General features: G+C 51.7%; 16 protein-coding genes. 15 read left to right on the top strand and 1 reads right to left on the bottom strand.

Annotated elements, in window-relative coordinates:
- Positions 1-119: 119 nt before the first annotated feature.
- Positions 120-1,895, bottom strand: a complete 1,776-nt coding sequence (locus AC0YNV_RS06995) for a sugar-binding protein (protein ID WP_475766970.1) — start codon at positions 1,893-1,895, stop codon at positions 120-122.
- Between the two features lie 296 nt (positions 1,896-2,191).
- Between AC0YNV_RS06995 and AC0YNV_RS07000 the strand changes: the two genes are divergently transcribed.
- From AC0YNV_RS07000 to AC0YNV_RS07070, 15 genes are all read left to right on the top strand, one after another.
- Positions 2,192-4,033, top strand: coding sequence for a cache domain-containing sensor histidine kinase (locus AC0YNV_RS07000; RefSeq protein WP_475766972.1), 1,842 nt, complete (start codon positions 2,192-2,194; stop codon positions 4,031-4,033).
- Positions 4,014-5,624: a response regulator gene (locus tag AC0YNV_RS07005; protein WP_475766973.1), complete on the top strand. Its 1,611-nt coding sequence runs from the start codon at positions 4,014-4,016 to the stop codon at positions 5,622-5,624. The genes AC0YNV_RS07000 and AC0YNV_RS07005 overlap by 20 nt, the downstream gene beginning before the upstream one ends.
- A 97-nt stretch (positions 5,625-5,721) precedes the next feature.
- The gene (locus AC0YNV_RS07010; RefSeq protein ID WP_475766974.1) at positions 5,722-7,140 is read left to right on the top strand and encodes an extracellular solute-binding protein; all 1,419 of its coding nucleotides are present in this window, start codon (positions 5,722-5,724) and stop codon (positions 7,138-7,140) included.
- Between the two features lie 67 nt (positions 7,141-7,207).
- Positions 7,208-8,077 carry a carbohydrate ABC transporter permease gene (locus tag AC0YNV_RS07015; protein ID WP_210040211.1) on the top strand — a complete coding sequence of 290 codons (870 nt, stop codon included), beginning with the start codon at positions 7,208-7,210 and terminating at the stop codon, positions 8,075-8,077.
- 5 nt (positions 8,078-8,082) lie between these two features.
- On the top strand, positions 8,083-9,396 hold the full coding sequence (locus AC0YNV_RS07020; protein ID WP_475766976.1) for a carbohydrate ABC transporter permease: 1,314 nt from the start codon (positions 8,083-8,085) through the stop codon (positions 9,394-9,396).
- A 179-nt stretch (positions 9,397-9,575) separates the two neighbouring features.
- A complete protein-coding gene (gene dgoD / locus AC0YNV_RS07025; protein ID WP_475766977.1) occupies positions 9,576-10,694 on the top strand; it encodes a galactonate dehydratase in 1,119 nt (372 codons plus the stop codon).
- A gap of 23 nt (positions 10,695-10,717) precedes the next feature.
- A complete protein-coding gene (locus AC0YNV_RS07030; protein ID WP_475766979.1) occupies positions 10,718-11,485 on the top strand; it encodes an SDR family NAD(P)-dependent oxidoreductase in 768 nt (255 codons plus the stop codon).
- 306 nt (positions 11,486-11,791) lie between these two features.
- A complete protein-coding gene (locus AC0YNV_RS07035; RefSeq protein WP_475766980.1) occupies positions 11,792-12,232 on the top strand; it encodes an SRPBCC domain-containing protein in 441 nt (146 codons plus the stop codon).
- 96 nt (positions 12,233-12,328) lie between these two features.
- The gene (locus tag AC0YNV_RS07040; protein WP_475766981.1) at positions 12,329-12,751 is read left to right on the top strand and encodes an SRPBCC family protein; all 423 of its coding nucleotides are present in this window, start codon (positions 12,329-12,331) and stop codon (positions 12,749-12,751) included.
- 155 nt (positions 12,752-12,906) lie between these two features.
- Positions 12,907-14,388: a serine hydrolase domain-containing protein gene (locus tag AC0YNV_RS07045; RefSeq protein ID WP_475766983.1), complete on the top strand. Its 1,482-nt coding sequence runs from the start codon at positions 12,907-12,909 to the stop codon at positions 14,386-14,388.
- 121 nt (positions 14,389-14,509) lie between these two features.
- Positions 14,510-16,249 carry a sensor histidine kinase gene (locus AC0YNV_RS07050; protein ID WP_475766984.1) on the top strand — a complete coding sequence of 580 codons (1,740 nt, stop codon included), beginning with the start codon at positions 14,510-14,512 and terminating at the stop codon, positions 16,247-16,249.
- A gap of 124 nt (positions 16,250-16,373) precedes the next feature.
- Positions 16,374-17,945 carry a response regulator gene (locus AC0YNV_RS07055; protein ID WP_210040203.1) on the top strand — a complete coding sequence of 524 codons (1,572 nt, stop codon included), beginning with the start codon at positions 16,374-16,376 and terminating at the stop codon, positions 17,943-17,945.
- Between the two features lie 184 nt (positions 17,946-18,129).
- A complete protein-coding gene (locus AC0YNV_RS07060; protein ID WP_210040202.1) occupies positions 18,130-19,050 on the top strand; it encodes an ABC transporter permease in 921 nt (306 codons plus the stop codon).
- A 41-nt stretch (positions 19,051-19,091) separates the two neighbouring features.
- Positions 19,092-20,006 (top strand): carbohydrate ABC transporter permease, encoded by a 915-nt coding sequence (locus AC0YNV_RS07065; RefSeq protein WP_475767323.1) that lies wholly within the window; start codon positions 19,092-19,094, stop codon positions 20,004-20,006.
- A gap of 55 nt (positions 20,007-20,061) precedes the next feature.
- Complete coding sequence (locus AC0YNV_RS07070) at positions 20,062-21,684, top strand: ABC transporter substrate-binding protein (RefSeq protein ID WP_475766986.1); 1,623 nt, start codon at positions 20,062-20,064, stop codon at positions 21,682-21,684.
- The last annotated feature ends 40 nt before the right edge of the window (positions 21,685-21,724 follow it).

The raw sequence follows: 21,724 nt of genomic DNA on the forward strand, positions 1-21,724 counted from the left end.
AAGAGCGTATCCCAAGGCAGCAGAGAAATAACGAGATGTCCGGTTCTGTCTTGCAATCACAAACAGACCTCCAGTTTTTCACAGCGTAGTGAAACTGGAGGTCTGTATTTTGCGGATGATTATGGTGCGGCAATCAGTGTTACTTCTCCATAAGCCGTTGTATCCGCCCAATATGGAAGGTTCTTGTCGACCCAGCTCAGGTACGTATCGCGGCGGCCATCGCCGTTCGCGTCGTCGTTGGCGCTGGCGTTGAAGCCGATAATATCCCCGGCTTTCGGAGTAAGCGCCGTATAAGGCACAGCCAGCTCTACTGTATAGGTTCCATCGCCCCGAGCAACCGCGCTTCGCACACCAGAGAGATCCAGGCCGTTCACCACTGTCGATAACGCGTTGTTCAGATCAACCCGCAGCTGGTAGTCGCCTACGGTTGGGGCGCCGTTCCTGGCATTGGTTTCGTCGACCCAGACTTCGACCGAGTCGTTGTTTTCATTGGTACTGACAGCATTCGGTGTTGCGTCCTGTATCTGGAACAGGTAGTACAGCGCGCTGTCATCCCAGGCGATTCGGCTTGTCCCCGTCGTGCCGTTCTCATCCGTATTCAGCTGAAGCAGCGAGGAGTTCTGCCACAGGCTGTCAACCACACCGTCGATGGCAGGCGAGCCTTGGACAGCGACATAATCCTCCCCGGATCCGCCGTCGCCGGCATTCGGATCATTCGGCATGTCGCTGATCACCCGGGCGATGGTGGAAGCATTGGAGAAGGGGGCATTCCCGGCCGACTTTACCGTATTCTTCAGGAAATTCAGCTTGCCGCTAACCGTACTCAATATTCGGATCCCGTATAACGCCGGGTTATCGATGTCGTTTTTCAGGAAGGTGGCGTCGATCGTATCGGAGCCCAGGATAAGAATGCCGCTGTCTCCGGAATTCTTGATCGTGTTTTTCTCAAATACCGCGTTCTGGATGCTGGGCTCCTTGTTGGTCGCCTGCAAGCGGATGCCGCCTCTCTCGGCAACAGCCCGGTTGCTGCTGTCGCCTTCGATGGTATTTTTGCTTACGGTCAGATTCTTGACCCCATAGGTCTTGTAGTTGCCTTCGGAGGCAATATAGATGCCGGAGCCGCCGGTCCGGGCGATCCGGTTGTTCTGGATCGTGATATTTTCGCCGCCTGACACCGTGATGCCGCGGGCATGGCCCCCCGCTACGTCATTGTCGCGGATGCTGATATTACGGACCCAAGTGCCGAATTTCTCGTAGGATACGACGGCGATATGGTCGTCTCCCGTATCCCGGACCACATTGTTCCTCACTTCGATATTGGCCGTCGCGCCCGTCAGATGGATGCCATCCGCCAGCGTATTGCGTACCATGTTGTTGCTGATCACGCCATTGCTCCCCAAGCAGAAGACTCCCACGGACGAGGCGCCGTCGATCTCCATGCTGTCGATAGAGAAGCCCGAGGTTCCCGGCATCACCAGTATTCTGCCGGATTCGTCGTTCGACAGCCTGACAGTGGGCTGAACCGTCGTTAATTTAACTTTGCTCACGGCCGCTCCCGTTCCTTCCAGAACCACAGCCTGATGAGTGAGATTGGTGCTTTTCAGCACGGATTTTTCACCTGAGCCGGTCATCTTGACGCCATCGAGTACGAGCAGGTCGCTGTAAATGAACGTTCCCTCCGGGATGTACACGGATTTCCCGCTCGCCTTGGCGGCTGCGACTGCCAGGTTGATTGCCGCCAGATCATCAGTCCCGTCATTCGGTACAGCGTCGTAATCCGTGATGGAGACGGAGTGGCCCGGCTGCCGGCTGCCACCGGATGGCGCAGCAAATGATGTGGACGGCATCAACAGAGATGCCGCAAGCAGACCTAGAGCCCATTTCTTTGAGTACATGTGAATTCCTCCCGACAATGTTTTGTGAAAGCGCTTCGCAAGTATCATAAACGACCTGTTCGAAGAGGGTAACGGAATATATTAACGTGATCTGTGGAAATTATTAACCTATCCGTTAAGATTTTCATAGAAAGCAGTTAAATGATTAGCCCTCCTCCGGGCGTAAAATGAATATGTATCCTAGCAATCCAAGCGGATATCCGCCGTATAATGAAAATACTTTTGCATTGATGCGACAATTCTATTGTATGATGTATCTAGTTCAAGACGATTTTGCAGAGTATGGAGGAAGAAATATGAAAGCGAATACATCAAGATATGCGGCCGTAATACGATATTTTCAACGATCCATGTACCGTAAAATGCTGGTTTCTTACTTTTTCATTATCGTGCTCACCGTGTCGATTCTCGTGATCGACTTCTACGTTCGCACCGCGGGAGATTTGAAGCGTCAATCTATCGAGACGACCGAGCGCCTCACTCAGCAATCCTCGGCGGCATTAAACTCCTATATGAGCAATATCCAAAACTTTTCCTGGAATTACTTCGGAGATACGAATTTCCAGCATTTTGTCAAGGAAATGGGGAAGGATCCGGATTCCATCAGCTATTACAGCAGCAAGTTTTCCCAATTTGTGAATGACAACCCCATTATCGATTCCGTATTTATCACCCAATTGAACGGCTTCAGCATCCAGTCGGGCTCTTCTGCCAATGACGTGTCCGCCGAAGAGAGGGCCAGACTGATTGATATAGGCGAAGAGAATGACGGCAAGGGCGTATGGGTATCCTCGCAGACCTATGACCGGCCTTCGCGGTCCAGCGTCAAGACCATTACATTCGTTCAGGCGATCAAAAATATCACCGCCACTTCACCGGGTCCGATCATTGGAGTCATGATGTACGGAATGTCCTACACTGAGCTTCAGAAGTGGCTGCGAAATGTGGAGGGCAACGGTGCCAACCGGTCCTATGTGATTCGATTGGAGGATGGAAGCGTCATCAACGGATTGAGTGCGAATGTGAATGACCATATTCTGCTGAGTAAGAAAGAACTGGCAGAGATCCGGGGACATACGGGCGGTCATTTCTATACCGCGAGCAAATCGGGCAACCTGCTTGTCGTCTATCAGAAGCTGGCCAACAGTGACTGGATTCTGGTATCGCTGTCACCGACCAAGGTGCTGCTCGCGCCCGTCAGCGATTTTACCAAACGGACCATCGTCATCGGAGCTTTGAGCCTGCTTGTCTCCATGCTGCTTGCCAGCATCTTCTCTTCGCGGACGATCACGCCGCTCAAAGAGCTCAGCAAAGGAATGAAAGCGATCGAAGTAGGCAACTACTCCGTCAGCCTTCCCATTCGAAGCATTGACGAGGTAGGCTATCTCAGCTCTTCGTTCAACCGGATGGCCCGGGAGATCAACCGCTTGATCATGAAGGTCTACGAGACCGAGCTGGTCAAGAAAAATGCGGAGATCAAATCGCTGCAATCGCAAATCAATCCGCATTTTCTCTACAATACGCTGGGTGTGATCGACAGCTTGTCCTCAATGGGCGGGAACGAGCGCGTATCCATAATCAGCAGGTCGCTCGCCAAGATGTTCCGCTATAATATAAGCGGCAATGACATATCGAATCTGGGGGCAGAGATTCAGCAGATCCGGCTGTATCTGTCGATTCAGAAAATCCGCTTCGACAGCCGTCTCGATTATTCCATCTATCTGGAGCCGGGACTCGAAGATATTTCTATCCCCAAGCTGTTGTTCCAGCCGCTGGTGGAGAATGGCGTACTGCATGGCATCAGCCGAACGATCGAAGGCGGTACGATCAGAGTGGAGGTTGCCAGAGACGACATGGAGGATATCCAGATCAAAGTGTGGAATACAGGCGAGCCGATCGAGCCTGAGCGGCAGGAATGGCTCAGGCAGCTGCTTGCTCATGGGGGCAGCGGGAACGACCCCTACTTGGAGCGGTCGTCGATTGGTTTATTGAACGTTCAGAATCGGCTCCGGCTGGTCTACGGCGATACGTACGGTATTCTTTTCGAGAGCAGCAGGATGCGGGGCACCTCCTTTTTCCTGACAATCCGGCCAACTTTGCCTGTGGGAGGTAGCGAACATGAAGATCATCGTCCTTGACGACGAGCCGATTATTCGGCAGGGAATTATACATAAAATCCAGACATCGGGCTTGCCGTTGACGATCGTTGGCGAAGCCGGCAACGGGGTAGCGGGCCTGGAGATGACGAGAGAAGCTCGACCGGATGCCATCCTGACGGACATCCAGATGCCGGAGATGAACGGATTGGAGTTCATTCGGCTGGCGAAGGAGATCGATCCGAAGCTGGAATTTATTATTCTCAGCGGCTATGACGATTTCGATTACGCCAAGCAGGCTATCCGTTACGGAGTCAGCCGTTACTTGCTCAAGCCGGTCGAGAACGAGGAGCTGTATGAAGCCATTAACGGGCTCATGGAGAAGCTCGAAGCCGATCATCTGAGGGAGAAATCGTACATGGAGCTGAAGCTGCTGGAGGAGACCAGCAGGGAAACCGTCAGGCAGCAGGCGATGACGCAGTTCATCCAGCAAGGCGATGAAGCGCCGGGCGATGAAGCGCTTAAGGAATTGGGAATGGTGTGCGCTCATTTCGCCGCTGCGGTCTTTTCCTTCGAGCCGTTTCAGCTTCCGCATCTTTCCTTTGCGGCGGACGAGGAGAGCCTGCTCTGGTACGCGGTCAAAAATATTATAACGGAACAATTCGAACGGAGCGGAGTCCGGGGGATGCTGATTCAGCACACCCTGCATCGGTATGAGCTGGTGTATGTTCTCGGAATCGGTTCGGCTTCGCAGCAGTCCTCCGTCAAGATCGCGCTGCAGGACATCCTTCAGAGCGTCGGGAGGTATCTGAAGCTGGAGCTGACCGAAGCGATCGGTCCATACGTCGATCAGTTCGGCAGGGTCCAGGATTCTTACCGCGAGGCCAAGCTGCTGCTCCGCGATGCGGTCATCCATGGCAGCAACCGCATTTATTCATTTAACGCGGCCAAGCAGAAGGGACCCAACCGCAAATCCATCATCAGTGGTGAAGACGAGTCGACCATTATTGAAATGCTGAAACAGGGGGAGACGGATAAAATCCACCGGTGGACGGAGCGCCGCATGGGGGCGATTGCTCAGGACCCCGATTCGACCTACGTCCATCTGGAGTGGTTCTGTATGGACCTTCATTTGCTGTTCCATAAATATTTGCTGGCGCGTTCACTGGATTCGGAATGGACGATCGGCGAGACGGAGGATCTCCTTCAATGGCTAAGTCAAGTCAGGCACTGGGAGGACGTTCTGGAGCAGATGAAGCGTTATACCGCCAACATCGCCGGATTTCTGTCGAAGAGCGGCCAGATGCAGGAAATAGATATGATGGAGGCCATCCGCCAATATATTGAAACCCATTTCGAGGAGCCGTTATCGCTTCAATCCATCTCGGAGAAGTTTTTTATCCATCCCAACTACTTTTCAAGACGGTTCAAGGAGAAAAACGGCACCAGCTTTATCGAGCTCCTGACCGCCTACCGGATGAAGGAAGCGGAGTCGCTGCTTCGCGGAACCGAGTTATTGGTTCATCAAGTTGCCGAGCGGGTTGGCTTTGAGGATGCGGCCTATTTCGGCAGCGTGTTCCGCAAGTATTACGGGATGACTCCCAAGCAGTACAGAGAGCAGGAGATATCTTAACATATTCATAGGGATGGGTTAAGAAATTCGCTTAAAAGCCGAATGAAGATTGCCTACAATGGAGTAGGCAAGGATTAATATCGAGGGGGACACAAGAATGAAAATCGCTTTAAAATGGTCATCCGTATCCATTGTATTGCTGGCGCTCGCCATCTTCTCTGCAGCCTGCGGGGGCGGAAACAACGCAGGAAATGCGGCCGATCCATCCGCACAGCCGGACAATGAGGCGGCGGGAACGACGGAGGAATCGACAGCGCCTGCAGCCGATGCGGCGCCGGTCGAGATAACGGTATGGGACAAACCGCATGCGGACGATGCGGACAAAACGCTCAAGGAGCAGCAGTTCGCCGATTTTGAAACCAAATATCCGAACATCAAGGTTACTCATGTGGAGCAAACGAAAGGCAAGGAGCGGGAGCAGTTCATGACGGCCGTCGCCGGCGGTCAGCAGCCTGACGCCTATCTGAACGCCTACCCGGATATGGCCCCCTACATCGCCCAGGGCATCACGGCGGATATTACCGACATGTGGAACGCATTTCCGGAGAAGGATAAATACCTGCCCTCCTCGCTCGATGCCGCAATGAAAGACGGCAAAATCTACGGCGTTCCGAGCACGATGTATGTAACCGCACTCATGTACAACAAAAAAATGTTCGTGGACGCGGGCATCGATCCGGCCGCCGCCCTTAAGGACTGGACATCGTTCGCCGAAGCAGCCCAGAAGCTGACCGATCCGGCTAAAAGTACATACGGGAATGCCATTCTTGGCATGGACTGGGCGGACTGGTTCTTCGAGTATTATGTCTGGCAGGCTGGCGGCGATCTGACGGAGCAGCAGGCAGACGGCACCGCCAAGCTTACCTTTACTTCCGATGCGGCGGTCCAGGCGCTGCAGTATTACAAGGATTTGAAATGGAAGTATAAAGCAACTCAGAAAAATGTGGTCCAGAGCCTCGACGACAACCAAAAGGATTTCTATACGGGACATGCGGCTTCCACGGTGGCGGCCTCCGACTGGTTCGGCAACATGATTTCCAAAGGAATGGATATTAACGATATCGGGTTTGCCTCGCTGCCTGCCGGACCGTCTGGCAAGTCGCCGTCACAGGTCGGAGGCAACTACTTTATCATCAACCCCAAAGCGTCCAAGGAGAAGCAGCAGGCTGCCTTCACGTATGCGACGTTCTTCTCATCCAAGGAAGTGCTTGAGCAGCAGCTCCAATTTGCCCAGGACAACGGACTGTTCCCGAATCTCCTGACTGTCCGCTCCGATGTGGAAGTGACGAAATATGTGGAAGGACTCTCGGAAGACCTTGTAGCCGGAGTCCAGAATGCCGCCAAAGAGACACATCTGGAATATTTCCTGAAGGCCAGTCTCAGCCCCTATATTGTCAAACCGATCCAGACTATCCTGCTCGATGAGAAAGCCGATCCGAAGACGGAGCTTCAGAGAGCCCAGAACTTGGCTCAGAAGGAAATCGTAGACAAGTACAACGCCGATCTTAAAAAATAAAGAAAAGACAGCTTTCGGAATTCCCCTCCAGGGAAATCCCGGAAGCTGTCATGGAGCGGAAAAGCCTATGAGAATAAAACTTAACATTCGCTGGATGCCGATTCTCTTTCTGTTTCCATCCGTCGCATGCTACCTGCTGTTCAAGTATTATCCACTGCTGAATATGATTTATATCAGCTTTTTCGATTACAGTCTCGTGAACCCGCCGGGACCGTTCATCGGGCTGGCCAATTATATGCAAATTCTGCATTCTGCAACCTTCTGGCAGGCCGTTCGGAATACGTTTATTTTCTTTGCGCTGTATCTGGGCCTGACGTTCTGGCTTCCCATTGTCCAGGCGCTGCTGCTCACGGAAATCCGCAGGGCAAACGCCCTGTTCCGGTTTCTGTACCAGCTTCCGACCATTGTCCCTCTGGTTGCAGGCATACTGGTCTGGAAATGGATGTACAATCCCGATTTTGGCCTGCTCAATTACTGGTTGTCGAAGATCGGTCTGGGCCCCTACCTGTGGCTGAACGATCTGCATATCACGAAGCTTGCCATCGTACTGCCCAGCTTCTTTGCCGGCTCAGGCATATCGCTTTTGTTGTATTATTCGGCGATCCGATCGATTCCCGCCGATATTCTGGAGGCCGCCAAGATGGACGGGGCCGGGCCGTGGAGAAGAATGTGGACGATGCTTCTGCCCAATATCAGATTTATCGTCATCATCAATTTTGTCTCTTTTATGTCAGGCGTTCTGCTCGCCTACGACAATATTTATGTCATGACGCAGGGCGGACCTGCCGGAAGCACGACGGTGGTGTCCATGCTGATCGTCAATACGGCTTTTCAGCAATCCAAATTCGGCATTTCCGGGGCAATGTCCCTGTGTATGTTTCTGATTATCGCCCTGCTCACGGTCCTGCAAAATAAAATTTCCGCAGAAAAGGATTGAAGCGTATGAAAACGATGCGAATAGCGGAAAAAGGGCAGAGATCTATGAATATTACGGCTTATATCGTTACTCTGTTCTTCGTCGTATCCGCTATTATCCCCATTCTCTGGATGATTGTGTCCTCGCTGAAGACCGAGACGGATATTCAGGCTTATCCGCCTAAATGGCTGCCGAGCATCCCGCAATCTGTTCAGGTCACTGTCGACTATACCGGTCTTGAAGAGAAGGATGCTCTGTTCTATGAGAAGGAAGCGATGAAGGCAACATGGTATCCCTGGATGAAGAACCTCAGGGAAGATATCGGGGAAGTCACCGTGACTGGCATTCGGGACGGACATCTTTTGTATAAGGCCCGGACAATATCGTCGTCATTCCATATTGGACAGCCGCTTATTGTGCCTTCCACACTGTTCAACGATGCGATGATGAACCTGAAGCTGCCGATTATTCAGGAGCGTGGGTTTTCCCGGTTCCACTGGTATGGAACAGAAGGTGAGAGTGCTGAGACCGAGCCGGGATTCGAGAATAAACCGATAGCATCCGAATTTCAGCAATTTTATCAATCCACCAAATTCGTTACCGGCAAAGTAGCGTCGATTCAGGAAAACTCCAACTGGCTGCGGATGTTCGACAGCTATCTGTCCTTGAATAAGCTGGCTCAGGATGTGGCCGGCCCGCTTGGCTTTTTCCGATATTTTCTGAACAGCGCCATTATTACGGTGTCGAGCGTAGCCCTCCAGCTCCTGCTGGGAGGACTGGCAGGCTACACGCTCTCGCAATTGCTTAGAAGCAAGCGGTGGCAGTTTTTCTGGATCATGTTCTTCCTGGCGACGATCATGATCCCGGATATCTCGCTCCTCCTCCCGCTTTATTTGCTGATGAAGGACCTGGGTCTGGTAAACAGCCTGCTTGCCGTTATTTTGCCGCATACGGCATGGGGGATCGTCATCTTCCTGTTCAAAGGCTTTTTCGACCAAGTATCCAAAGAGCTTATTCAGGCGGCGCGGGTAGATGGCGCTTCAGAATTCCGGACCTTCACCCAAATTGTCGTTCCGATGTCAATTCCCGTCTTTACCGTCGTGGCGGTGATGACCTTCATCCCCGTCTGGAATGAATTCGTATGGCCGCTTGTCGTCAATAATTTGCCGGTCAACTGGACCTTTACCGTTGCGCTCAACGATCTGCAGAACAGGAGCGGCGTACAGCAGAACATGATCATGGCCAGCTCGTTCGTCTCCATGATCCCGCTGCTGATCGTGTTCATGACATCGCAGAAATATATCGAGAAAGGCGTCAGCTTCTCTGGCGTCAAAGGTTAAGAAGGCACGGCATGAGCACAAAAGTCGAGCTTGGTATTAACGGACTTTTGCGAAGTTGCCCAGGTCATTCATTTGCCTGTGCTCCAATCGATGACGGACCGGTTTGAAATCGCTGCAGTATGCGATATCTCTCCCACTCTGGTTGAAGCGAACAGGAAGATACCAAGGAGGATTATGTGATGAAAATCAGCGGAATCAAGATGTTTCATCTGCGCCCGAGATTTACATTCCTGAAAATATCGACTGACGAGGGCATTGATGGCTGGGGAGAAGCAATTGTCGAGGGCAGATCGCGGACAGTTGAGATGGCGGTAAAGGAGCTGGAACCGCATCTGATCGGTCAGGACCCCCGCAGGATCGAGCACTTATGGCAGGCCATGTATCGGGGAACGTTCTACCGGGGAGGTCCGATTCTGACCAGCGCGATTAGCGGCATCGAACAGGCGTTGTGGGATATTCTCGGAAAGTCGCTCGGCGTGCCCGTGCATCAATTGCTCGGCGGAGCGGTGCGCGACCGTATTCGCGTGTACAAGGGAATTGGGGGATCGACCTCTTTGGAGGCTTACGAAAATGCGAAGAAGTGGCGCGCGCAGGGCTTCACGATGGTCAAGACCGGAATCGACGGCAGAGCCCATGTAATGGAGAACCCCAGCTGGATCAACCGTGAAGTGGAACGGATCGAGGCTATCCGCGATGCTATTGGAAATGATTGCGACCTTGGCATTGATTTCCACGGACGGCTCGGTCCGGCACTGGCGATCAGGCTGATCAAGGAATTGGAGAAATTCCAGCCTGTTTTCATTGAGGAGCCCTGCTTGCCTGAGAATGTGGATACGCTTGTGACGATTGCCCGTTCAACGACGATCCCGATTGCAACGGGTGAGCGGCTGTTCACCAAATGGGCGTTCCGCGAGGTGCTTGAGAAGCAGGCTGCTGCGATTCTGCAGCCGGATCTGGCTCACTGCGGAGGCATTATGGAGGGCAAGAAAATTGCGGCGATGGCCGAAACGTATTACGCGGGATTTGCCCCGCACAATCCGCTTGGCCCGGTCAATCTTGCAGCCAGCCTGCAATTGTCGGCGAATGTGCCAAATTTCCTGGCTCAAGAGCATGCCGAGCTCGGCGAAGGTTATCTGAAGAAGCCGTTTGTCGTCAAGGACGGTTATCTGGAGACTCCGACCGCTCCCGGGCTTGGAATCGAGATTGATGAAGAGGCCATCCAGGACAAACTTTATACCGGCGATTGGGATACTCCGCGCTGGTTTCACGCGGACGACGGCTCCGTAGCCGACTGGTAAGGACAGGAAGGGGAGGTAAGAATATGAGAGGAAAGGCGGCACTTGTCACCGGAGGTGCGGCCGGCATCGGCAGAGGCATTGTCGAGGTGCTGCTCCGGGAAGGCTGCTGCGTCACGATTGCGGATATTGATCAGGAGCATGGAGAACAAGCGGTATCCGAACTGGCAGATGACAGCGCTCGTGTCCAGTTTATCCGCACCGACGTGTGCGCGGAAGCCGATATTCAGAATGTTGTGGATCGGACGCTGGAGCGCTGGGGCGCCGTCGATATTCTGGTAAACAATGTCGGTACCCATTTCTATAAATCCATTGGGGATACAACACTTGAAGCATGGGACCGCGTGATGGCAGCGGACCTTCGGAGCCATTTCCTCGTGGTGCAGAAGGTGCTGCCGATTATGAAGCAGCAGGCGACCAGAGGAGCGATTGTCAATATTTCCTCCGTGCATGCTATGCAAACAGGACCGATTCATGCTGCCTATGCCGCCGCCAAGGGCGGAGTTGTGGCGTTGGCGAGATCCATCGCGCTGGAATGCGCGGGTTACGGCATCCGGGTCAATACTGTACTGCCTGGCTTGACGCGCAATGCCCACACACACCGTTGGTTGGCCGGTTTAACGGCGGAGCAGAAGGCGGATAAGGAAAAGGAAATGAGCCGGAATATACCGCTCGGACGGATAGCCGAAGCGACAGAAATTGGAGAAGCGGTCGCTTTTTTGGCCAGTGACAAAGCTTCGTTCATAACAGGGGCATCTCTGGTCGTGGACGGAGGGGAGTCCAGCCATCTCTGATGGCAGATCTGATGAAGGAACACACCCGGGGCGGATGTCCCGGTTTTTTGCCGTTAATTGAGATATTCCGCCCTAAATTCTCCTGCACGGCCAAATGCCGACCAATAGCGGATCGCTGCAATTGGTGGTATGCGGCGCTGTGGACAAAATTGTCCATGATATAATTATCCTTTATAATCGTGGATACGGAGACATCAAAGACTATGTGGCTTATATCTTTCAAATAACACTTGCACCTTACGCAGCGTCATGTTTAATAGTAAGGGTACCGCTCAATAGTCAGCGTGAATAAAGGAGGATAAACGGATGAACGAACGATCTGCCAAGCATGAGACTTTCGTTATTGAACGTACTTACGATGCTGTGCCGGAGCGGGTATTTGCCGCATGGGCAGATGCCGAGGCGAAAGCGCAGTGGTTTCAAGGCGCCGCCGAGTTTGATTTTCGGGTAGGAGGACGGGAAAGCACTCGTGGAGGGCCGCCCGGTGGTCCGGTTTATAGCTACGATGCCTGTTATCAGGAAATCGTAACGGGGCAGCGAATTGTCTATACCTATTCTCTGGATCAGGACGAGACCCGAATATCAGTCTCCGTGGTAACCGTCGAAGTGGAACCTGCCGATTCCGGTACACGGCTGATTTACACCGAGCAAGGCGTCTATCTGGACGGCCATGATTCACCGGCCCAGCGGGAGCAGGGCACGCATGACTTACTGGACAAGCTTGGCGACATGCTTCGAAGCGAGTAGGGGATTTCGGAAACGAGTATAAAGATAGATGCGGAGGAGTTCAAATGTCAGATATTCAGCGCAAGCGCAGATAAAGACGCAGGCAGAAGCGAATCGGTGCATACGCGCATCATCGATGCACCGCGCGAAAATGTGTTCAGCGCCTGGACCACGCCAGAGCTTCTGGCTGAGTGGTGGGGCCCTAAAGGCTTTACGAATACATTTCAGGAATTCGATCTCCGCCCGGGTGGGCATTGGAAATTTATGATGCATGGCCCGGATGGAAAAAACTATCCCAATGAATGCATCTTTTTAGAGATCAGCTGCCCCGAACGCATTATTTTACGACATGTCGCTCCCAGGTTTCAGATAATCGCAGATTTCGAGAACCTGAACGGTAAAACAAGAATAACCTTCAGTCAGCGGTTTGAGACGGCGGAGGAGCTGAACAAGTTAAAACATATTGTCGGCCAAGCGAATGAAGAAAACCTGGATCGTTTGACCGGGGTCGTGAAGAAGACATTAACAAACAAATCGTGATCATTGAGCCTCCCAACGGGAGGTTTTTTTCTTGATATATACCTGTAGAAGAACGGCTAAATAACAGCTTAAGCCTTTCTTAAGTTTCGCTTTATCATTTCTTATGGATTGCCTCTGATAATGAAGATATTACATAGAGGAGGTACGAAGAGACAATGATAAACAAACTGGGACTTGCGGCTTTTATGAAAGTAATCGCCATGATCGCCATTCTGGGAGGATTAATTGGCTTCCATCCTGGTTCGGCATATGCCGAAACGAACATCGAGACAGCACGGATCGATCGCTTTATTCAGTCCCGGATGGATAAAAACAATATTCCCGGACTGGCTGTGGCAATCGTCCACGATGAGCAGATCGTCTATGCCAAGGGATTTGGACAATCAGGGAATGGGGAGCCGGTCACAGTAAACACCCCCTTCGCCATTGCTTCTTTAAGCAAGTCGATAACCGCATTAGCCGTGATGCAGCTGGTGGAAGCAGGGAAAGTCAGCCTGGATGCACCTATTACGGACTATATCCCTGCATTCAAGGTGGATGATCATCGCGGACCGGAAATTACCGTGCGCCAGCTGTTGAATCAAACAAGCGGACTGGCCGACTCCGTTTTTCCTGAAATGGCATTTCGCAAGCAGCCGGGCACTCTGGAAGAATCGGTCGCCCGGTTCAAAAACGTCAAACTCGCGAGCAATCCCGGACAGCAGTTTCATTATCATAATCCCAACTACCAGATATTAGCCCGCATCGTCGAGGTGGCGAGTCACGAGAGCTTTTCCGGATATTTGCAGAAGCATATCTTTCAACCTCTTCAAATGGATCATACGGCAGACGCCGCCAACACCAGACAGTTCTCTGAAGCCGACGGGCAGTTCTCAAGCGGGCATATTTTCTTATATGGCAAACCGGTTGTGAAGAAAGAACCCGATTGGTTTGTAGAAGGGGCGGCGGGAAATATTTCTACGGTGGAAGATATGGCGCATTGGCTCATCCTGCAGCTTAACGGGGGCAAGTATGAAGGGGTCCGGCTTCTCAGCAGTGAAGGGATCAAAACCATGCATTCCGCCCCGGCAGGAATGGACAGTACGTATGGAATGGGATGGAGCGAGGATGGCTCTAAAATCGATCACAATGGGTTATTATGGACTTACTATGCGGATCAAGTGCTTATGCCCGAAAGCGGATATGGAATCGTTGTCTTATTCAATAGCGGTCTCAACATGCTTGTTAATTATTCTTCCTTCACAGCGGGGTTATCCGATATTCTGGGCGGGCAGCAGCCCAAGGAAACCTTCTTCTCCGGGCAGACCCTTGAGATTCTGATTGGCCTGCTCACGGTCGTGACCCTTGGTTTGGGAATTCACAGCTTCTTTCGAATGAAAAAATGGGAGGAGAGATATACAAAACGCGCCAAATGGATAACTTGGCTCTATATCCTATTGCGCCTGGTTCCGCTTGCATTGTTCATCTGCTTGCCGAAAATACTGTTTTTCATCGCTGGGGGACGGGTGCTGAACGGGGAGCGGATTTTCCTGGTTATGCCAAGTTTTTTCATTTTGCTGATGCTTGCATCTATGTTTGGCGTTATACATGCAGTAGGACGAATTATCAGGATGTCCAGGATTATGAGGGTGAAATGAAAACGATTTACAGGTCATTTTCTCTATGTTAAATTAAAATTGTATTTGGTTGATTAAATCATACGAAAGGGACAACTCCGGGTTGCCCCTTTTTACTTGTATGGGAATTTGGGGATGCCTGATGAAAAGATACATGCCGTTCACCTACAAGACTATGATTCCCTATCTTCTGCTCGTTCTGTTGACGGATGTGCTTGTCGGTTACATCTCGTATTCCATGCTGATTCAGTCACGGACGGAAATGGCGGAATCCAATATCCGGACCGGCATGGAGCAGGCGAGGAACAACATCAGATATCAGATGGACGAAATCCAGCGGATGTCGGATACCCTCTTCGGAAGCCTGTCGTTCCAGCGCGCGCTCCAGAAGAAGGGCGAGCCGCTTGAGATCTATCTCACGATGCTGGATGAAATCGTTCCCCAGATAACAGCCCCTTTGCAATTATTCGGCAATCATATCCGCCTGATGCTGTACACGCTGAACAGCGATCTGAATATCGTTTCAGGAGACAATCTGGCTGATCCCATCAAGGACAGCGATTATTATATCCTCTCGTTCGACGATATCAAAGACAGTGAATGGTATCACACCTTCAAGGATTCCGGAAGGGACAATATCTGGCTTCAAATCGATACGGACAGGCAGCTGGGCAATATCTCCCATATCCGCCGGCTGGTGTCCTACAACGATTATAATACGGTGATCGGCTATGTCCGGATTACGGTTTCGCTGGATGATCTGCTTGGCAATTTCACAGCCTTCCCCGTTAATCAAGGGATTACGCTGCGGCTTATAGACGAGCCATCGAGCGGCAATATTTACCAGCAGGGAAGCGCCGGCGAGCACGAGAACGACGGAACGTTTCTTACGCTGCATGAGAGCATTCCGGAATCGGATTACGTCATCGAAACGCTGGTTCCATCCTCTTATTTGACCAAAGATGCGGGCAGGATGCAGAAAATTATTTTTGCGGTATGCGCGATTAGCTTCCTGGCAATGGCTTGTATCGGTCTGCTTGTCGCCCTGCTGTCAGGACGCAAGATGTCGCGGATCGTTACACTCGTACGCTCCTTTCAGGAAGGGAACTTTCAGAAGCGGATCCGCTTCTCCGGAAATGATGAATTCGTTCAAATCGCCGATGCCTTTAATATTATGGGAACCAATATCCAGACACTCATACACAGCGTGTATGAACAAGGGATTCAGAAGAAGCAGGCGGAGCTTGAGGCGCTGCAGGCCCAGATCAATCCCCATTTTCTGTATAACACCTTGTCGACCATCAGCAGCCTGGCTAATTTGGGAGAGGTCGGGAAAGTCACGGATATGGTCCAGGGCCTCTCCCGATTCTACCGGCTTACGCTGAATCAAGGGAAAGTCTATATTCCGCTTGGCGATGAAATCGAGCAGGTGAGCACCTATCTGGATATTCAGAGAGTCAAATATGCCAACGCCTTTAATGTATACTTTGATATAGAACCGGCGATAGGGGATGTGCTGGTTGTCAAATTGATTTTACAGCCATTCGTGGAAAATATATTCAAGCACGCATGGTTCGGGGATACGATAGCGATCCGGATCACGGGCAGAAGGCTGGGCGAGCAAATCGAATTGAAGATAATCGATAACGGGATCGGCATCAAGCCGGCCGAGCTCCGGCGGCTGCTGATGGGTCCAAGCCAGGCCGGCGGCTATGGCATCAAGAATGTGAACGAGCGGATCAAACTGCGGTACGGCAGCGGCTATGGCATCCAGATGGCCAGCATCTACGGGGCCGGTACGACGGTCCGCATTTTGATTCCGGCCCATATCGTGATGGACGAAGAAGCGGAGCAGGAGGCGGCAATGGCATCCCAGCCGTGATTTTGTATGGTATATCATTGCAAAACGCAGTGTTCGCACTGCGGCGCGGTAAGATATGATAAATGGAATATCGTATATCCGTTTCTGTTAAATCTTTGCGAGAGCAGCAGGAGGAATCTGGCTTATGGGTCTAAACATCTTGTTGGTAGACGACGAATCGGTTGATCTGGAGTGGCTGCGGCGCAGAGTGCTCGGCAGCGGATTGGACCTGAACGTGGCAGGTACGGCCAATAATGGCTTCAGCGCCTTGAAATTGATGAAGCAGGAGCAGGTGGATATCATTCTTTCGGATATCCGGATGCCGATTATGTCGGGCATCGAATTTGCCAGGCAGGCCAAGGCGATCAATCCGCAGGTCAAGATTGTGTTCATCAGCGGTCATGAGGATTTCGGCTATGCCAAGGAAGCGATAGCGATGAATGTTTCGGGTTATTTGCTAAAGCCCGTGAAGGATAAAGAGCTTTACGAGATGCTCCTTTCTCTCTGCGAGAAGGTGGAGCAGGAACAGAATTGGAACCGCTCTTTTACGGAGACGCTTTCACTCGTCAATGAAGAGCTGCTGCTGCGCTGGTTCAACGATCTCGCCCCGGGTCAGGCACAGACGCATATCCGGGGCGTCTTAAGTCCGCTGCTGAAGGCCGGATCTGCCGTCGCCTTGATCGAAATCGACGATCTGGAGAGGAAGACGCGCGATATGGGGGAAGAGAACAGGCGTCTTCTGACAGGTCAGGTGATCAGTCTGATCCGGGATATGGTCCGCGAGCAGGCACTCGGCCTATTTATTGTTTCCCATAATACCCGTTTCGTCCTGCTCGCTGTCGGTCAGGAAGACCGATTTCTCACATACCTCGGAGAGCTGCTGCAAACCATCCGTCAGGCTGCGGATTTAACGATAACCATCGGTGTTGGCGCGTATGCGTACGACGAGGAGCAGCTGCACGAATCCTACAGGCAGGCGCAGGCTGCGCTGAGCGCCAAATGGCTTCTGGGCAAAAACAGGCTGATCCGGGATGTGACGGTTTCCGAATTCAACGGCAAGCCGGCTTCGCGTATGGATGAGACGATCGAGCGGATGCTTCAGGCTATTATGATTTACGATTTGGTTGCCATCGATGACTGCCTGCTCAACCTGTTCAGCAGAGGGAAACAATTCGCCGACAAGAACGACGTGTATGATCTGATCATCCGTATTACCTCCAAGCTCCATGCCGAAATGCAGCAAATGAACGAAAATCTGTACGAGCTGCTCAAATGGGAATCGCATCAGCCGGATATCCTGTTTCAATCCGAAACGGTCCATGATATTCTGTCCTGGCTGCGACGACGCTTCTTCGAATTGTCCGAGCTGCTGTATGTGAAGAAGCAAAGACAAAAACGGAAACTGATCGACGAGATTATGCGGTATGCCGAGGATAAGCTGGAGCAGAAGGTTACGCTGAAAGAGGTGGCGGCTCACTTTGATTTTACGCCAAATTACCTGGGACATCTGTTTAAGCTGGAGGCAGGCGTCCATTTCAGCGATTATCTGAATGAACGCCGGACGAACCGCGTGTGCGAGCTGTTATCCGATCCGACGCTCAAGATTTACGAGATTGCGGAACGGGTAGGGTACAAGAACATCATTTACTTCAACAGGCAGTTCAAGCAATCCATGGGCATGACTCCCGGAGAATACCGAAAAAAACACAAGATATAACGAACTGGATTGATGAGGCTCGGGTCTTTGGCGGATTCCGGGCTATTTTTCTGACTATACGTCGAATTATAAGTTTCAAAGCAATCGTGGATTTTGTATTAGCTTTAGTTGCTCCGCTGAATCCTGCATCGGGGGCAGTCCCGTTATAATGAATAGAGTAGAGACAACGAGAGGAGAATTAAGAATGAACCGACAGACCTTCTGGGGCGATGTCATCAAGTACAGGACGCTGCTGTTGATGCTGTTGCCGGCTGTATTGTTCTTTATACTGTTCGCCTACGTGCCAATGGCGGGAATCGTCCTTGCCTTCAAACAATTCAACTACGACGGCGGTATCTTCGGAAGCCCGTGGAATGGACTCGATAATTTCAAATTCTTCTTCGATTCCGGCGATGCATGGCGGGTCACGAGAAATACGGCGCTTTACAACATCGCATTCATTCTCGTGAACAATGTCCTGCAAATATGCGCCGCCATCCTGCTATTCGAGGCTGTTGGCAAGTGGTTTCGGAAGCTGATGCAAACTGCCTTGTTCCTGCCTTACTTCATCTCCTGGGTGGTCGTTGGAGCAATTGCCTACAACCTGTTCAACTTTGATGTCGGCACGGTGAATGTTCTGCTGAAGGGGCTCGGAATGGAGCCGGTCGACATTTACAACACTTCCGCCTACTGGCCGGTTATTCTGGTCGCCGTATCCGCCTGGAAAACGCTTGGATATGGATCCGTGATGTATTTGGCCGCCATCACCAGCATCGATACCGAAATGTATGAAGCTGCGGAAATCGATGGCGCCAATATCTTTCAACGAATCGTGAAAATAACCGTTCCCAACCTGTATCCGACTCTGATTATTCTCGTGCTTCTGGCCATCGGAAATATTTTCCGCGGAGACTTCGGAATGTTCTACAACATGGTCGGCAATAACGGATTGCTGTTCTCCTCGACGGATGTGATCGATACCTTCGTGTTCCGGTCGCTCACAACCTCGAATGAAATCGGCATGTCGGCTGCCGCCGGGTTTTATCAGTCCGTTCTCGGGTTCGGGACCATTATGCTGGCCAACTATGCGGTCCGCAAATACGATGGAGACCGCGCGCTATTCTAAATAAAGGAGGTCAGGCGATGAGTTCTACCCTACTGAACAACATGAAGCCGAAGCCTGCGGCAGGAGTCAGGCGCGGCATGCGTACGGACCGCATGCTTCTTTCGATCATCGGCTATTCTGTGCTCGCTGTGCTGGCAGTGCTCTGCATTTTGCCATTTATCATGGTCATTGCTTCGTCACTTACCGAAGAAAGCAAAATTATTGAAAACGGATACTCGTTTTTCCCCAGCGATTTTTCTACTGAGGCATACGGCATATTATTCCGGTATCCGGCAGAAATGCTCAAGGCGTATGGTGTAACTCTCGTTGTTACTGCGGTTGGAACGCTGCTCGGCTTGTTCCTGACCGCCATGACGTCCTATGTGCTCTCCCGCAAGGATTTCAAGTGGCGTTCCCAATTCTCGTTCTTCTTCTTCTTTACAACGTTGTTCAGCGGCGGTCTCGTTCCGTGGTATCTGATGATTGTGAATTACCTGCAGTTGAAGGATACGCTGATCGTTCTCATTCTGCCAATGCTGCTTAACGTTTTTTATATCATTGTCATGAAAAGCTTCATGAGCAGCATACCGGAGGCCATCACGGAATCCGCGAAAATCGATGGAGCGGGAGATTTCCTCATTTTCATGCGCCTCATCGTTCCGCTCTCCAAGCCGGCTTTGGCCACCATCGGTCTTTTCATCGCGCTTGGTTACTGGAACGATTGGTATAACGCGCTTCTGTTTATCTCCAACTCCGACCTGATGCCGCTCCAGTACTATTTATACCGGATGCTCGGGAACATGGACGGAATGCGCAGAGCCATGCTTGAATCCGGCGCGGCCATCAATATCAATCTGCCGACGGAGAGCCTGAAGATGGCGATGACCATCGTCGCAACAGGGCCAATTATACTCGCCTATCCGTTTATCCAGCGTTATTTTGTGCAAGGGCTTACGGTCGGCTCCGTTAAAGGATGACCTCAGGGAAACCTGGTTATCAATATACGAATAATGAATAAGGGGGACTTCAATCGTGAAACGAAAGGGACAACATGTCATGCTTCTGCTCGCCGTTATGCTTGTAATGGCGGTGGTGTTAAGCGCATGCGGAGGCGACAACCAGAAAACAGCGAATACAGGCAATACGGAACAAAGCGGTGCGGAAAACAATAAGGAAAACGCTACGGAAAACAGCGCGGCCGGGGATGCAGCGGGTCAAGCCAATGCAGCTGACGGGCAGCCGGATACAACTTCCGAGGTCAAGCTGAAGCTGCTTCTCATCGGGGCCAAGCCGGCGGATTATGACGAGGTATTTGGCCAGCTCAATACGCTGCTGAAGACCAGGATCAACGCAACGGTCGAAGCCGAGTTTCTGGACTGGGCAGACTGGCAGCAGAAGTACCCGCTGAAATTTGCGGCACGCGAGGATTTCGACATTGCCTTTACCGCAAACTGGGCGTTCTACAACGATCAGGCCTTAAAAGGCGGTTTCCTGGAATTGACGGATGACATGCTTTCCAAGTATGCGCCGAAGACGTGGGAGGCGATGCCCAAGGTTTCCTGGGATCAGGCGAAAGTAAACGGCAAGCTTTACATGGTGCCAAACAATAACGAGGAAGTGACCGACAAGGTCGTTCTCATACGCGACGATCTTCGCCAGAAATATAACCTCGAACCGGTGAACAGCCCGGAGACATTTGCCACTTATTTGAAAGCGATTGCAGCTAACGAGAAGGGCATCAACGCTTACGGCGCCAAACCGGCTGACGGCTGGAAATGGCATGAGCTCGACCAAATTTTGCTGGAGCAGCAGAATGATTGGAACCTGGTCAACTACGACATCCCGCTGGCTTATAAACTGGACGATGCCAAAGGTCAGGTATTCAATGTATACGATACGCCGGAATTCAAGCAGCTTCTGACGTACTATAAAGATTTGGCCGATAATCAGGCCTGGTCCAAGAATGTGGTCAGCAACAAGAATGACGTATGGCAGGATATGAAAGCAGGCAAGACGGCGTCCTATGCGCAGAATCTGGGCACAGTGGCTGCCAACGTGGAGGAAGCGAGCCAGGACGAGCAGGGAGTTAAGGTAGCTATTGCCGATCTGACGCCGGATAAGAAGAAAATCGGCTCGATCTCGACTCAGAACGGGATGGCTGTCCATGCCACATCCAAGAATGCGGAGCGCGCACTGATGCTGATCGACCTCCTTCAGAACGATAAGGAGATTCACGATCTGACGATGTACGGCATTACCGGCAAGCATTACGATCCGGTAGGCGACGACAAGTTCCAGCCCGGTCCGAATGCGGCCAATTATACTAATTTCTCCAACTGGGGCTGGAATTCGCCGTTAAACCGCACGAGTGCAACCTTTCCTCAGGAAGCAACGGATATCGCCAACGGCTGGAAGGATAAGGTCTATCACTTTCCGCTGGAGACCTTCGTATTCGATAATGCCAAGGTGAAGAATGAAGTGGCCAACGTAGGCAACGTTATGCTCCGTTACTCGATTCCGCTGGAATACGGATTGATCAAGGATCTGGATAAAGGCCAGGCCGACCTGATCAAGCAGCTGCAAGCAGCCGGTATCGACAAGATCCGGCAGGAGCTGCAAAGTCAAATTGATGCGTTACTTGCCGGGCAGCAGTAATCATATTTGCAAGCAGACGGAGAGGCAGGTGGGAACCGAC

This window comes from Paenibacillus sp. JT31N11, from assembly GCF_056269285.1.